General features: G+C 73.5%; 12 protein-coding genes. 10 read left to right on the top strand and 2 right to left on the bottom strand.

The window, feature by feature from the left end; all coding sequences use genetic code 11:
• The first annotated feature begins 56 nt into the window (after positions 1 to 56).
• The 10 genes from ACZ7C5_RS02225 to ACZ7C5_RS02180 all read left to right on the top strand — a co-directional run bounded on the left by ACZ7C5_RS02225 (position 57) and on the right by ACZ7C5_RS02180 (position 11,547).
• Positions 57 to 800 carry a YcnI family copper-binding membrane protein gene (locus ACZ7C5_RS02225; RefSeq protein ID WP_401089106.1) on the top strand — a complete coding sequence of 248 codons (744 nt, stop codon included), beginning with the start codon at positions 57 to 59 and terminating at the stop codon, positions 798 to 800.
• A 76-nt stretch (positions 801 to 876) separates the two neighbouring features.
• Positions 877 to 1,545, top strand: a complete 669-nt coding sequence (locus ACZ7C5_RS02220; protein WP_401089108.1) for an SCO family protein — start codon at positions 877 to 879, stop codon at positions 1,543 to 1,545.
• Positions 1,542 to 2,066, top strand: coding sequence for a copper chaperone PCu(A)C (locus ACZ7C5_RS02215; RefSeq protein ID WP_401089110.1), 525 nt, complete (start codon positions 1,542 to 1,544; stop codon positions 2,064 to 2,066). The genes ACZ7C5_RS02220 and ACZ7C5_RS02215 overlap by 4 nt, the downstream gene beginning before the upstream one ends.
• Before the next feature lie 13 nt (positions 2,067 to 2,079).
• The gene (locus tag ACZ7C5_RS02210) at positions 2,080 to 4,122 is read left to right on the top strand and encodes a FixH family protein (RefSeq protein WP_401089112.1); all 2,043 of its coding nucleotides are present in this window, start codon (positions 2,080 to 2,082) and stop codon (positions 4,120 to 4,122) included.
• A 5-nt stretch (positions 4,123 to 4,127) separates the two neighbouring features.
• The gene (efeB, locus tag ACZ7C5_RS02205; RefSeq protein ID WP_401089113.1) at positions 4,128 to 5,441 is read left to right on the top strand and encodes an iron uptake transporter deferrochelatase/peroxidase subunit; all 1,314 of its coding nucleotides are present in this window, start codon (positions 4,128 to 4,130) and stop codon (positions 5,439 to 5,441) included.
• Positions 5,442 to 5,565: 124 nt separating this feature from the next.
• Positions 5,566 to 6,501, top strand: coding sequence for a prephenate dehydratase (pheA, locus tag ACZ7C5_RS02200; protein ID WP_401089115.1), 936 nt, complete (start codon positions 5,566 to 5,568; stop codon positions 6,499 to 6,501).
• 600 nt (positions 6,502 to 7,101) lie between these two features.
• Positions 7,102 to 8,376 (top strand): serine--tRNA ligase, encoded by a 1,275-nt coding sequence (gene serS, locus ACZ7C5_RS02195; RefSeq protein WP_401089117.1) that lies wholly within the window; start codon positions 7,102 to 7,104, stop codon positions 8,374 to 8,376.
• 52 nt (positions 8,377 to 8,428) lie between these two features.
• Positions 8,429 to 9,283 (top strand): HAD family hydrolase, encoded by an 855-nt coding sequence (locus ACZ7C5_RS02190; RefSeq protein WP_470321713.1) that lies wholly within the window; start codon positions 8,429 to 8,431, stop codon positions 9,281 to 9,283.
• Positions 9,284 to 9,488: 205 nt separating this feature from the next.
• The gene (locus ACZ7C5_RS02185) at positions 9,489 to 10,211 is read left to right on the top strand and encodes a FadR/GntR family transcriptional regulator (protein WP_401089121.1); all 723 of its coding nucleotides are present in this window, start codon (positions 9,489 to 9,491) and stop codon (positions 10,209 to 10,211) included.
• Positions 10,212 to 10,275: 64 nt separating this feature from the next.
• Entirely contained in the window at positions 10,276 to 11,547 is a 1,272-nt protein-coding gene (locus ACZ7C5_RS02180; RefSeq protein ID WP_470321712.1) for a CynX/NimT family MFS transporter, read from the top strand.
• Between the two features lie 84 nt (positions 11,548 to 11,631).
• Here ACZ7C5_RS02180 and ACZ7C5_RS02175 read toward each other — a convergent pair whose 3' ends face one another.
• Together ACZ7C5_RS02175 and ACZ7C5_RS02170 are read right to left on the bottom strand one after the other, a co-directional pair.
• Positions 11,632 to 12,348: an ABC transporter permease gene (locus tag ACZ7C5_RS02175; protein ID WP_401089124.1), complete on the bottom strand. Its 717-nt coding sequence runs from the start codon at positions 12,346 to 12,348 to the stop codon at positions 11,632 to 11,634.
• Positions 12,349 to 12,406: 58 nt separating this feature from the next.
• Positions 12,407 to 13,324 carry an ABC transporter ATP-binding protein gene (locus ACZ7C5_RS02170; RefSeq protein WP_401089126.1) on the bottom strand — a complete coding sequence of 306 codons (918 nt, stop codon included), beginning with the start codon at positions 13,322 to 13,324 and terminating at the stop codon, positions 12,407 to 12,409.
• Positions 13,325 to 13,348: the final 24 nt, after the last annotated feature.

The raw sequence follows: 13,348 nt of genomic DNA, 5'->3' as shown, positions 1-13,348 counted from the left end.
CTCACGTCCGTCGCCCGGTACCGGCCGCCGCCGAGCTCCGATCGGAGACCCGCATCATGCGTTCCCTTCCCGCCCGCCGTCTCGCCGCCGTCGCCCTGACCGCCGCCGCCTCCGTGGTGGCGCTGGCCGGCCCGGCCTTCGCGCACGTCACCGTGAACCCGGGCGCGGCCGCCCAGGGCGGCTACACGGCCGTCGACTTCCGGGTGCCGAACGAGAACGACACGGCGGGCACGGTGAAGCTGGAGGTCAACCTCCCGCTGGACCACCCGCTGGCCTCGGTCCGGACCCTGCCGCTGCCGGGCTGGACCGCCGCGGTCGAGAAGGCCAAGCTCGACAAGCCGATCAAGGTGCACGGCAACGACGTCACCGAGGCCGTCTCCAAGATCACCTGGACCGCCGACGCCGGCACCAAGATCGCCCCCGGCCAGTTCCAGGAGTTCCGGGTCTCGCTCGGCCCGCTGCCGACCGACTCCGACAGCCTGGTCTTCAAGACCCTCCAGACCTACGACAACGGCGACGTCGTCCGCTGGATCGACGAGAGCAAGGACGGCCAGCCCGAGCCGGCCAAGCCCGCCCCCGTCCTGAAGCTCACCAAGGCCGCCGAGGGCGACGGCCATGGCGTGACCGCCTCCCCGGCCGCGAACGGGGGCAGCTCCGACCACGCCGCCGCCTCCGGCGACGCCAAGTCCAGCGACTCCACCGCCCGCACCCTCGGCGTGGTCGGCATCGTGGTCGGTGTGATCGGCACCGCCGTCGGCGTGCTCGGCCTGCGCCGCAGGAGCGGCGGCTCCGCCTCCTGACCCCCCGCGCCGGCGGTCCGCGACCCCACCCCGGGCCCGGACCGCCGGCCGTTCACCGCGCACGATCGGAACTCCCATGCCCCGCACCACCCGCACCACCCGTCTGGCCGGCGCGGCCGCGCTCGCGCTGGCCGCCGCCCTGACCCTCTCCGCCTGCGGTTCCTCCGGCGGCGACGGCACCGCCGCCAAGGTCACCCGGCAGAAGGAGGACACCCCGTACCAGGGCACCAAGCTCGCCAGGAACTTCGAGAAGCCGGACCTCCAGCTGACCGACACCTCCGGTCAGCCCTTCGACCTGCGGCAGCAGACCAACGGCAAGGCCACCCTGCTGTTCTTCGGCTACACCAGCTGCCCGGACGTCTGCCCGACCACCATGGGCGACATCGGCGTCGCGATGAAGGCGCTCCCCGAGGAGGACCGGAAGAAGATCAACGTCGTCTTCGTCTCCACCGACCCCCAGCGCGACACCCCCCAGGTGCTGCGTACCTGGCTGGACTCGATGGGCGGCGACTTCATAGGCCTCACCGGGGACCTGGCGAAGGTGAAGACCGCCGCCAAGTCGCTCGGCATCATGATCGAGGACCCGGTGGTCAACCCGGACGGCACGGTCACCTCCACCCACGGCGCCCAGGTGCTGGCCTTCCTCCCCTCGGACGACAAGGCGCACGTGCTCTACATGAGCGGCACCGAGGAGAAGACGTACGAGCACGACCTGCCGCTGATCGCCAAGGGGGTCGCGGCGTGACCGCGGTGACCACCGGAACCCGCCGCTTCCGCCGCACCGCCCTGCTCGGCGCCGTCGTCGCGACGGCCCTGGGCGGCGGCGCCATCCTGGCCGCCTGCGGCACGGACGGCGGCACCGGCGGCGGCACCGGCCAGGACGGTGCCGCCGCCGGCCCGGCCAGGCTCAGCGTCGCCGACTCCTACATCCCGCTGCCCCCGGCCGGCGGCATGGCGGCCGGCTACCTGACCGTCAACAACGACGGCGGACAGGACCAGCTGCTCAAGGTGACCAGCCCGGCCGCCGGGTCGGTCACCATGCACCGCTCGACCGCGTCGACCATGGAGCAGGTGGACAGCCTGGACGTCCCCGCGCACGGTGCCCTGCAGCTCGCCAGGGGCGGCAACCACCTCATGATCATGGGATGGCAGAAGGCCCCCGCCCTCGGTGACGAGCTGGAGCTCGACCTCACCTTCGCCAAGTCCGGCACCATCTCCGTCAGGGTGCCGGTCAAGGAGCTCACCTACCGCCCCGGCCAGAGTTAGGGGACCGCCAACCATGGGGACCGCCACCACGCAGCCGGCCGGCCCGGAGAAGGCCGCCCACCGCCGGATCGCCGGGGTGCTCGGAGTGCTCGGCGCGCTGCTCGCGCTGATGCTCGCGGGCGCCGGACCGGCCTCCGCGCACGCCACCCTGGATTCCACCGACCCGCGGCAGAACTCGGTGGTCGCCACCGCCCCGCAGGCCGTGACCCTGACCTTCAGCGAGTCCGTCTCGCTCTCCGGCGACTCCGTCCGGGTGCTCGACCCGGCCGGCCAGGCCGTGGACACCGGCAACCCGGCGCACGCCGACGGCAAGGGCAACACCGCCAGGGTCGGGCTGAAGGGCGGGCTCGGCAACGGCACCTACACGGTGGCCTGGCGGGCCGTCTCGGACGACTCGCACCCGATCGGCGGGGCGTTCACCTTCTCCATCGGCGCGCCCTCGGACACCTCGGTGTCGGCCACCGCGTTGCAGGGCGCCGAGGCCGACGGCCTGGTCGCCGCCCTGTACGGCACCGGACGCACCGTCGCGTACGCGGCCTTCGCGCTGCTGGTCGGCGCCGCCGCCTTCGTGCTGCTCTGCTGGCCGGCCGGCACCGCCCGGCGCCCGGTGCAGCGGCTGCTGATGACCGGCTGGACGGCGCTGCTGGTCTCCACCGTCGCGGTGCTGATGCTGCGCGGCCCGTACGAGCGCGGCTCGGGGGTCGGGCAGGCCTTCGACCTGTCGCTGGTGCGCGCCACGCTGGACGAGCGGATCGGCACCGCGCTGGCCGCCCGGCTGCTGCTGCTCGCGGCGAGCGGGGTGTTCCTGTCGCTGCTGGTCGGGCAGCTGGGGCAGCCGCCGCGGCCGGTCGGGCCGAAGCCGGAGGACCAGGGATCCGTGGTTTCCGGGGCTTCCGAGGACGACCCCGAGGCGGCCGAGCTGCGCGAGCTGGAGCGGCGGGCCGCCGAACGGCCGCAGCGCGAGGTCCGGCTCGGCCTCGGCGTGGCCGGGCTGGTGCTGGCGGTCGCCCTCTCGGCGACCTGGGTCGGCGCCGACCACGCCTCGGTGGGCATCCAGGTCTGGCTGGCGCTGCCGCTCGGCATCCTGCACCTGATCGCGATGGCGCTCTGGCTGGGCGGGCTGGCCGCGCTGCTGGTGGCACTGCGCGAGGGCGTCGGCGCCGGGGTGGTGGACCGCTTCTCGAAGATCGCCTTCGGCTCGGTGGCCGTGCTGGCCGTGACCGGGATCTACCAGTCCTGGCGGGGGCTGGGCAGCTGGGGCGCGCTGACCGGCACCGAGTACGGGCGGCTGCTGCTGGTGAAGAGCGGCTGCGTGGTCGTGATGCTCGGCGTCGCCTGGATCTCCCGGTCCTGGCTGGCCCGGCTGCGCTCGGCCCCGGCCGAGGCGGTGGAGGTCGAACAGGCCGAACTGCCGGAGCCGGTCGCCGTGGCGGCGCACAGCGAGGACCCGCTCCGGCAGGCCCAGCTGGAACGCCAGCGGGACGCCCTGCGCAGCGCCGGACGGGACCGCGGGCTGACCCCGACCCGGGCCGGGCTGCGCCGCTCGGTGCTGGTCGAGGCGCTGGTCGCGGTGGCCGTGCTGGTGGTCACCACGATGCTCACCAACTCGCCGCCCGGACGGGTCGCGGGCGAGGTCAAGGGCGAGGGCACCGCAGGGGCCGTCGCACCGGCCGCCGGCGGGGCCGCGGCGGCGCCGCAGACCGAGCCCGGCCGCACCGTCGACCTCAAGCTCCCGTACGACACCAAGGGCCGGACGCCGAACGCCAAGGGCACCGCGACCGTCACCCTCAACCCGGCCAGGACCGGCCCGAACGAGGTGAAGCTCGCGCTGGTCGGCGCGGACGGGCAGCCGGTGGACGTTCCCGAGGTGCAGCTCGCCTTCACCCTGCCGGACCGCGACCTGGGCCCGCTGCCGGTCGCGCTCACCCCGGAGGGCACCGGCCGCTGGAGCGGCACCGCGCAGCTGCCGCTGGCGGGCACCTGGGTGGTGTCGGTGCAGATCCGCTCCTCCGACATCGACCAGACCACCCCGACCCAGCAGTTCAAGATCGGGTGAGCGAGGTGGCGGACGTTTCGACACAGCAGGAGTCCACGCGGCACGGGTCCACGCCGCACGTCTCGACGGGGCACCCGGGCTTCACCCGGCGGGCGCTGCTCGGCACCGCCGGGGCCGGGCTGCTGGCCGGCGCCGGCGCGGGTGTCGCCGGGGCGGTCGTCCTGGACGGCCGGCCCGGTACGGCGACCCCCGCGGCCGGCCGGCCGGGCGGGGCGCTGGGCGCGGCCCGGGTGCCGTTCCGCGGCGAGCACCAGGCCGGGATCACCGACCCGCCGCAGGCCAGGGTGCAGCTGGCCGCCTTCGACCTGACCGAGGGCGTCGGCCGGGACGGGCTGCGCACCCTGCTGCAGCGCTGGACGAGGGCGGCCGACCGGCTGACCGCCGGAGAGCCGGCCGAGGAGTTCGACAACCAGGTCGCGCTGGACGCCGGGCCCTGCTCGCTCACCCTCACCCTCGGCTTCGGCGCCACCCTGTTCGACCGGGCCGGACTGGCCGACCGCCGGCCGCCCGGGCTCGAACCGCTGCCCGCCTTCCCCGGTGACGCGCTCGATCCGGCCCGCGGCGACGGCGACCTGTTCGTCCAGATCGGCGCGGACGACGCCCTGGTGGCGGTGCACGCGCTGCGGGTGCTCCAGCGGCTGGCGGCCGGCACGGCGGCGCTGCGCTGGCAGTCGGCGGGCTTCGCCCGCACCCCGGGGGCGGCCGCGCAGCCGGTGACCGGACGCAACCTGATGGGCCAGATCGACGGCACCAACAACCCCAGGCCGGACGAGGAGGGCTTCGCCGCCAAGGTGTTCTGCGCCGCCGGCGGCGACCGGCCGGCCTGGCTGGCCGGCGGCTCGTACCTGGTGTTCCGGCGGATCCGGATGCTGCTGGACAACTGGGAGGCGCTGCCGGTGGACCGGCAGGAACGGGTGATCGGGCGGCGCAAGTCGGACGGCGCCCCGCTCGGTGCGCCCGCCGGGGCCGGCGAGCGCGCCCCCGTCGACCTCACCGCCCAGGGCCAGGACGGCACCCTGGCGATCCCCTCCGACGCGCACGTCCGGGTCGCCGCCCCGGCGGCCAACGGCGGGGCGGCGATGCTGCGGCGGGGCTTCTCGTACCACGACGGGCTGCTGCCGGACGGCTCACCGGACGCCGGACTGCTCTTCCTGGCCTTCCAGGCCGACCCGCGCCGGGGCTTCACGCCGGTGCAGCGCAAGCTCTCCAGGGGCGACGGCCTCTCCCGCTTCCTGCGGCACGAGGCGAGCGGCCTGTACGTGCTGCCGCCGGGCGCACCGGCCGGAGGCTACCTCGGGCAGCAGCTGCTGGAGGGGTAGTTCCCCGAGGCCGGGCGCCGCGGGCCCCCGTCCGTGAGACACGTTCCTGCCCGGGCCGCGGAATCGTTAGGGTGACTGCTTCGGCAACCCTGCCCGCGCACCACCGAGATCTCCCGGAGGCGTCATGTCGGCCACCCGCTACACCTACCTCGGACCGGCCGGCACGTTCACCGAGGCGGCGCTGCACACCCTGCCCGAGGCGGCCACCCGGGAGCTGGTGCCGCTGTCCTCGGTGGCCCTGGCGCTGGAGGCGGTGCGCGGCGGGGAGGCGGCCGGGGCGTTCGTCCCGATCGAGAACTCGGTGGAGGGCGCGGTCACCGCGACCAACGACGAACTGGCCGCCGGCACACCGCTGATGATCTACCGTGAGGTGCTGCTGCCGATCACCTTCGCGCTGCTGGTGCGGCCCGGCACCGAGCTGTCCGGGATCAAGACGGTGACCAGCCACCCGGTGGCCCAGCCGCAGGTGCGGCGCTGGCTGGCGGCCAACCTGCCGGAGGCGAGCTGGGAGTCGGCCGCCTCCAACGCGGACGGCGCCAGGCTGGTCGCCGAGGGCCGCTACGACGGCGCCTTCGCGGGCGAGTTCGCGGCGCCGATCTACGGGCTGGATCCGCTGGTCAAGGAGATCGCGGACGCGAAGAGCGCGGCCACCAGGTTCGTCCTGGTCGGCCGCCCGGGGCGGGTCTCCTCGCCGACCGGCGCGGACAAGACCTCGATGGTGGTCTGGCTGCCCGCGGACCACCCGGGCGCGCTGCTGGAACTGCTCCAGGAGTTCGCGGTGCGCGGGGTCAACCTGATGCGGATCGAGTCCAGGCCGACCGGCGAGGGCATGGGCAGCTACTGCTTCCTGATCGACTGCGAGGGCCACCTGTCCGAGCGCCGGGTCGGCGAGGCGATCATGGGGCTCAGGCGGATCTGCCCGCAGGTGCGGTACCTCGGCTCCTATCCGCGCGCCGACCGGCAGGAGTCCACCCACCGGCGTCCCGGCACCTCGGACGAGGATTTCGTCTCGGCGGCGGACTGGCTCTCCCGCGCGCTCGACGGCCGCGGGGACATCTGAGGCGCCGGGGCGGCCGAGAGCCTCAGGGCTTCCGAGGGCCTCGGGACAGCCGAGACCTTCGGGACATCCGAGCGACACCTCTTGTCTTTCCGCTGTCTTTTCGACCGTTTCCGACCATTTTTGATCGGGTCGATCGGGAGGGGCGGGTGACCCGACCCGTCATCCACAGGCGGCCCCGATGCCGCGACCGCTGTCCACAGGCCCCTCCGCTGTCCACAGCCCGGAGTTATCCACAGGCCTGGGGACGAGTCGACAAACCGGTATAGCCATTGCCCAGACCTGGTCGGACCATCGGTTTGCGTCGCAGAGATGACCAATCAGACCAGAGTCACCCGGTTGCCAGCAAATCACCCGTCCGAGTGCTTCAATTCCCTCACTCGGGAAGGTTCATTGAGGTTTGAAACCTCAATTCCCTGATTCGTTCACGCGGAAGGCAATCCTCCCCTTTGATCCACAGGCCCGGGCCCCGGCCTGTGGATAACCCACCCCCGGAGCGTCCCCCACGCGTTCCCCACAGGAGTTATCCACAGGCCGGGGGGAGTTATCCCCAGGGAAAAAGCCGTACCGGTGGAGGAACGGCCGACCGGTACGCTTGGGCCTGTGATTGACCTTCGCCTGCTTCGTGAGGACCCTGACCGAGTGCGCGCCTCGCAGCGCGTCCGTGGCGAGGACGTCGACCTGGTCGACGCCCTCCTCTCCGCCGACGAGCGGCGCCGGTCCTCGGGCAGCCGCTTCGACGAACTGCGCAGCGAGCAGCGGGTGCTCGGCAAGCAGGTCGCCCAAGCCAAGGGCGAGGAGAAGGCCGCCCTGCTCCAGCGCACCAAGGACCTGGCCGCCGCGGTCAAGGCCGCGGACGCCGAACAGGGTGCGGCCAAGGAGGAGGCGGACCGCCTGCTCCGCTCGCTGGCGAACCTCATCGACCCGGCCGCCCCGGTCGGCGGCGAGGAGGACTTCGTCACCCTGGAGGAGATCGGCACCCCGCGCGACTTCGCCGCCGAGGGCTTCGAGCCGCGCGACCACGTCGAGCTCGGCCAGATCCTGGGCGCGATCGACACCGAGCGCGGCGCCAAGGTCGCCGGTGCCCGCTCCTACTACCTGACCGGCGTCGGCGCGCTGCTGGAGCTCGCCCTGGTCAACATGGCGATCGCCCAGGCCACCGCGTCCGGCTTCATCCCGATGATCACCCCGACCCTGGTCCGCCCGGCCGCCATGGACGGCACCGGCTTCCTCGGCCAGGCCGCCGAGAACGTCTACCACCTCGCCGAGGACGACCGGTACCTGGTCGGCACCAGCGAGGTCCCGCTCGCGGCGTACCACATGGACGAGATCCTCGACGCCGAGAAGCTGCCGCTGCGCTACGCCGGCTACTCCTCCTGCTTCCGCCGCGAGGCCGGCACCTACGGCAAGGACACCCGCGGCATCATCCGCGTCCACCAGTTCGAGAAGGTGGAGATGTTCGTCTACACCACTCCGGAGGACGCGGAGAACGAGCACCGCCGCCTGCTCCAGTGGGAGAAGGACTTCCTCAACGCGCTGGAGCTGCCGTACCGGGTGATCGACGTCGCCTCCGGCGACCTCGGCTCCTCGGCCGCGCGCAAGTTCGACATCGAGGCGTGGATCCCCACCCAGGGCAAGTACCGCGAGGTCACCTCGACCTCCAACACCACCGAGTACCAGGCCCGCCGGCTGTCGATCCGGATGCGCGAGGAGGGCAAGACCCGCCCGCTCGCCACCCTGAACGGCACCCTGGTCGCCGTCCCGCGCACCATCGTGGCGATCCTGGAGAACCACCAGCGGGCCGACGGCTCGGTCGTCGTGCCCGAGGCACTGCGGCCGTACCTCGGCGGGCGGACCGTCCTCGAACCGGTCAAGTAGCCCGGTCCGCAGCACCCAGCACCACCCGCCACTCCCGGGAGACGCACGGCCCATGAGCACCATCAGCCCCAGCCCCGCCTCCCCCGGAGCCCCCGGCGGCGGCGACCTGCCCTACCGGCTGGTCGCCACCGACCTCGACGGCACCCTGCTCACCAGCGAGGAGACCGTCTCCGAGCGCACCCGCGCCGCCCTGGCCTCGGCCACCGGCGCGGGCGCGCTGCACATCATCGTCACCGGACGCTCGGCCGTCTGGGCCCGCCCGGTCTTCGACGAGATCGGCTACACCGGGATAGCGGTCTGCGGCCAGGGCGCCCAGGTGTACGACGCCGGCGCGCACAAGCTGCTCACCTCGCTCACCCTGGACCGGCGGCTGGCCGCCCTCGCGATCGAGAAGATCGAGGCCGAGACCGGCCCGCTCGCCATCGCCGCCAACCAGGACGGCCTCGACGGCCAGGTGCTGGCCGGCCCCGGCTACGAGTTGCAGATCGGCTCCGAGCTCCCGGTCGTCAGGGTCGAGCGCGACGGGCTGCTCACCGCCCCGCTCGGCAAGCTGTACATCCAGCACCACGCCCTGACCGACGACGCCCTCGCCGAGGCCGCCAGGCGCGCCGCCGGCGACCTGGTCGGCGTGGTGATGGCCGGCGCGGGCGTGGTCGAGCTGCTCCCGCTCGGCCTGTCCAAGGCCACCGGACTGGCCGTCGCCGCCCGCCGCCTGGGCGTCCGCGCCGCCGACACCATCGCCTTCGGCGACATGCCCAACGACGTCCCGATGTTCGGCTGGGCCGCCCACGGCGTCGCCATGGCCAACGCCCACGAGGAACTCCTCGCGGTCGCCGACGCCGTCACCGCCGGCAACGACGAGGACGGCGTCGCCGAGGTCCTGGAGCGCCTCTACCCGCAGCGCTGACGCCTCCGGTGGGCGGCCCCCACCGCGCGCAGGTCGCCGTGTCCCCGGTGGGACGCGGGGACCACTTGTCCGCGCAGCGGCCGTCCGGAGGGACGATCGGGTGTTCACGTGCTGTTCAGGGGTGGGTTGTAGGATGACCGGGCAAGCGGTTGTAGGATGACCGACGACCGATGATGACGTGTGCGGTGACGACGGGAGGTCCGGCATGAGCGGCGGTCTGCAGGCGGCCGGACGGCGCTCCCTGGTCGACACCACGATCGAGCAGCTGCGGGGGCAGCTCGCGGCCGGGGCGTGGCCGGTGGGGTCGCGGATTCCCACCGAGCACGAGCTGGCCGAGCGGTTGCAGGTCGGCCGGAACACCGTGCGGGAGGCGATCCGGGTGCTGGTGCACGCCGGAATGCTGGTCTCCCGGCAGGGCGAGGGGACGTTCGTCCGCTCCACCAGCGACCCGGCGTCCGTGCTGCGCGGCGTCCAGCGCTCGGGCATCCGGGACGTCCTGGAGGTCCGCGCGGCGCTGGAGACCGAGGGCGCCCGGCTGGCCGCGCTGCGGCACACCCCCGAGGACGTCCGGCGGATGCGGGCCGCGCTGGCCCGCGAGGCCGAGGTGTTCGCGGCGCACCCCGAGCGGGCGAGCCGCGAGGCCACCGTCGAGCACGACCTGGAGTTCCACACCGCCGTCGTCGAGGCCGCGCACAACCCCGCGCTGACCGAGGTGTACCGCTACTTCGGCGCCTCCGTGCGCGAGTCGATGACCTCCGCCTTCGGCGACCACGAGATGCCCGAAGCGGTCGTGGCCACCCACGAGGCGCTGGTCGACGCGATCGAGAGCGGTGACCCGGACCTCGCCGAGGCCGCGTGTCGTGCGCTGCTCGCCGAGCCGACCGCGGCCGTCGAGCAGCTGCTCGCGGCCATCGCGGCCCGGAAGTAGGACGGCGCGAGCCTCCCCTTCCGTCGTCCGCTTCCACGCACATTCACGAAAGAACAGCACACCCATGGCCGTCACCCGCGCCCAGCAGCCGGTTGCCACCACTCCTGCCCCGCTCCCCGTCCGCGCCCGGCTGGCCCATCCGTTCCTGCTGCTGACCGGCATCGTGCTGGTCGCGCTGAACATGCGCGCCTGCCTGGCGGCGGTCTCCCCGATGGTCGGCGAGATCCAGCGGATCTTCGGCCTGTCCGCCACCGCGAGCGGGCTGATCACCACCGTGCCGGTGCTGTTCCAGGGCGTCGGCGCCCCGCTCACCCCCCGGCTGACCCGCCGCTTCGGCACCGAAAGGGTGGTGCTCGGCGCGGTACTGGTGCTGGGCGCGGGCGTGCTGCTGCGGGTGCTGCCCTCGGTGGCGGCCCTGTACGCGGGATGCGTGGTGATCGGCGTGGCCATCGCGGTGCTGAACGTGTCGATGCCGGGCCTGGTCAAGCGCGAGTTCCCGGACCGCGCGGCCACCATGACCGGCGTCTACTCGACCACCATGCTGGTCGGCGCGACCCTCGCCGCCGGCACCTCCGTCCCGCTGGAGCACGCGCTCGGCGGCGGCTGGCGGGCCTCGCTCGGCGCCTGGTCGCTGCTCGCGCTGGTCGCGGCGGTGGCCTGGCTGCCGCAGGTGCTGCGCTCCCGGCAGGAACGGCAGGAGCAGCAGGGGCGGCCTGGGACGGCGACCGCGGCCGCCACGGCCGGCAAGCCGATCGAGGGCATCTGGAAGTCCCCGCTGGCCTGGCAGATCAGCCTCTTCATGGGCATCTCGTCGCTGCTGGTCTACACCCTGGTCGCCTGGATGCCGACCATCCTGGCCGACCACGGCATGGATCGCGGCCAGGCCGGCCTGGTCTTCGCCTTCTCCAACCTGGTGCAGGTGGCCGGCGCCTTCCTGGTGCCGCTGATGGCCGGCCGGATGACCAGCCAGCGCGCGCTGGCGGTGACCATGGCCGTCCTGAACGGGCTGGGCATCGCGCTGCTGCTGGTCGCGCCGGTCTCCGCCGCCTGGGTGTCGGCGACCATCCTCGGCGTGGCCCAGGGCGGTTCGCTGGGCCTGGGCCTGGCGTTCATCGTGCTCCGCACCCGCACCGCGGGCGGCGCCGCCCAGCTGGGCGGGATGTCGCAGGCGATCGGCTACCTGGTCGCGGCGGTCGGCCCGGTCGGCGCCGGTGCGCTGCACCAGCTGACCGGCGGCTGGGACGCCACCCTGCTGCTGATGCTGGTCCTGGTGCTGGTGGTCGGCGCGGCCGGCTGGGGCGCGGGCCGCGACCGCACCCTCGGAACCGCCTCCTGAACCACCCGCCGGCCCCGCCCGGGCCGCGCCCCGCGGATCACCGCCGTACGGATCACCACCGTGCGGCGGTGATCCGTACCGGGCTCACTCCTCGCCCGCGAGGGTCAGCCCGGCCAGCTTCACCGAGGCGAACACCGTCGCCCCGACGGTGACCGCCAGCAGCAGCGGCACGGCCGCTCCGAGGGAGACGCTCGCGGTGATCGCGTCCTCCCCCGCGACCGCCCCGGCCACCGCCCGGCCCCACTGCTGGATGCTCAGCGTCCGGGCGCCCTCGACGTAGTTGCCGACCAGCGACTCCCAGATCAGGGCGTACGCCAGCCCGGCCACCACGGCGTGCCTGGTGACCACGCCGAGCAGCAGGAACAGCGCGCTGTACGCGGCCCCGGCGACCAGCACCGCCACGGTGTAGCCGAGCGCCACGCCGTCCTGGGTGCCGTAGAGGATCAGCCCGGCCAGCAGCGTCGGGACCACCGAGAACAGCCAGGTGACGCCGATCGCGACGGCCAGCTTGGTGGTGACGATCCGCCACCGGGGCAGTGGCTTGGCGAGCAGGTAGACGATCGAGCCGTCGTCGATCTCGTTGGCGATCACGCCGGTGCCGACCACCAGCCCGAGGATCGGGACCAGGGTGCCCAGGCCCAGCTCTCCGACGATCTTGAGGGTCATGCGGTGCTCGTCGGCGTCCGATCCGGCGGCGATGGCCGCGGCGACCAGCAGCAGGACGGGGGCCACCAGCAGCAACAGGCCGCGGCGGCGGCCCAGCAGCCCGCGCAGGGTCAGCCTGGCGACGGTGGGGTTCATGGTCGGTCGGCCCCTTCCTGGGTCCGGTTGGTCGGTGACAGCACGGGGTCCGGGGTCCTCATGTGGAGACCAGGTAGGAGAAGACGCTCTCCAGCGATTCGTCCGCCGGGGAGACGGTGTACAGCCGGATGCCGGCCTCCCCGGCGACCCGGGGCAGCAGGGTGGTGAAGCCCTGGAAGTTGACCGCCTCGATCCGCAGCGCCCGCTCCCGCTCGTCCACCTCGATGCCGGAGGTGGAGCCGTCGGCGATCAGCGCGGCGGCGAGCCGGCGGTCGTCGCTGGAGCGGACCAGGTAGCGGTGCGGGCGGTCGGTCATCAGCCGGCGGATCCTGCGGAAGTCGCCCGAGGCCGCGTGCCGGCCGGCGACCACCACCTCGATGTGCCGCGCCAGCTGCTCGACCTCCTCCAGGATGTGGGAGGAGAACAGCACGGTGCGGCCGTCCGCGCCGAAGCGGCGCAGCAGCTCCATCAGCTGGAGCCGCTGGCGCGGGTCCATGCCGTTGAAGGGCTCGTCGAGCAGCAGCACCGACGGGTCGTGGACCAGGGCGGAGGCCATCTTGACCCGCTGCTTCATGCCCTTGGAGTAGGTGCCGGTGCGGCGGTCCTTGGCGTAGGCCATCTCCACCAGGTCCAGCGCCCGGCGGGCGGCGGCACCCGGCTGGGGCAGGCCGTGCAGTTCGGCGTTGGCGAGGACGAACTCCCAGCCGGTCAGGTAGTCGTACATCGACTCCCGCTCGGGCACCAGGCCGATCTGCTCGTACACCCGCTGGTTGCGCCAGATCGGCGCGCCGTCCAGGGTGACGGAGCCGCTGGAGGGGGCCAGGAAACCGCTCATCATGTGGATGAGGGTGGACTTGCCCGCGCCGTTCGGCCCGAGCAGGCCGGTGATGCCCGGGCCGATGGACATGGTGATGTCGTTGACCGCGACCACGTTCCCGAACCACCGGGAGACCTTGTCGATGCTGATGGTGGCCATGCCGCCCTCTCTCAGACCCTGCTG

Source organism: Kitasatospora sp. NPDC036993 (assembly GCF_055607525.1).
Note: the sequence above shows the minus strand (reverse complement) of the source record. Positions and strands in the feature narration are given on the sequence as shown.

Bases quoted from the DNA above. Each gene is read 5' to 3' on its own strand.
- ACZ7C5_RS02170 (WP_401089126.1), bottom strand. From the start codon at position 13,324: ATGGCCACCATCAGCATCGACAAGGTCTCCCGGTGGTTCGGGAACGTG.
- ACZ7C5_RS02175 (WP_401089124.1), bottom strand. From the start codon at position 12,348: ATGAACCCCACCGTCGCCAGGCTGACCCTGCGCGGGCTGCTGGGCCGC.
- ACZ7C5_RS02180 (WP_470321712.1), top strand. From the start codon at position 10,276: ATGGCCGTCACCCGCGCCCAGCAGCCGGTTGCCACCACTCCTGCCCCG.
- ACZ7C5_RS02225 (WP_401089106.1), top strand. From the start codon at position 57: ATGCGTTCCCTTCCCGCCCGCCGTCTCGCCGCCGTCGCCCTGACCGCC.
- ACZ7C5_RS02220 (WP_401089108.1), top strand. From the start codon at position 877: ATGCCCCGCACCACCCGCACCACCCGTCTGGCCGGCGCGGCCGCGCTC.
- ACZ7C5_RS02210 (WP_401089112.1), top strand. From the start codon at position 2,080: ATGGGGACCGCCACCACGCAGCCGGCCGGCCCGGAGAAGGCCGCCCAC.
- pheA (WP_401089115.1), top strand. From the start codon at position 5,566: ATGTCGGCCACCCGCTACACCTACCTCGGACCGGCCGGCACGTTCACC.
- ACZ7C5_RS02190 (WP_470321713.1), top strand. From the start codon at position 8,429: ATGAGCACCATCAGCCCCAGCCCCGCCTCCCCCGGAGCCCCCGGCGGC.
- ACZ7C5_RS02185 (WP_401089121.1), top strand. From the start codon at position 9,489: ATGAGCGGCGGTCTGCAGGCGGCCGGACGGCGCTCCCTGGTCGACACC.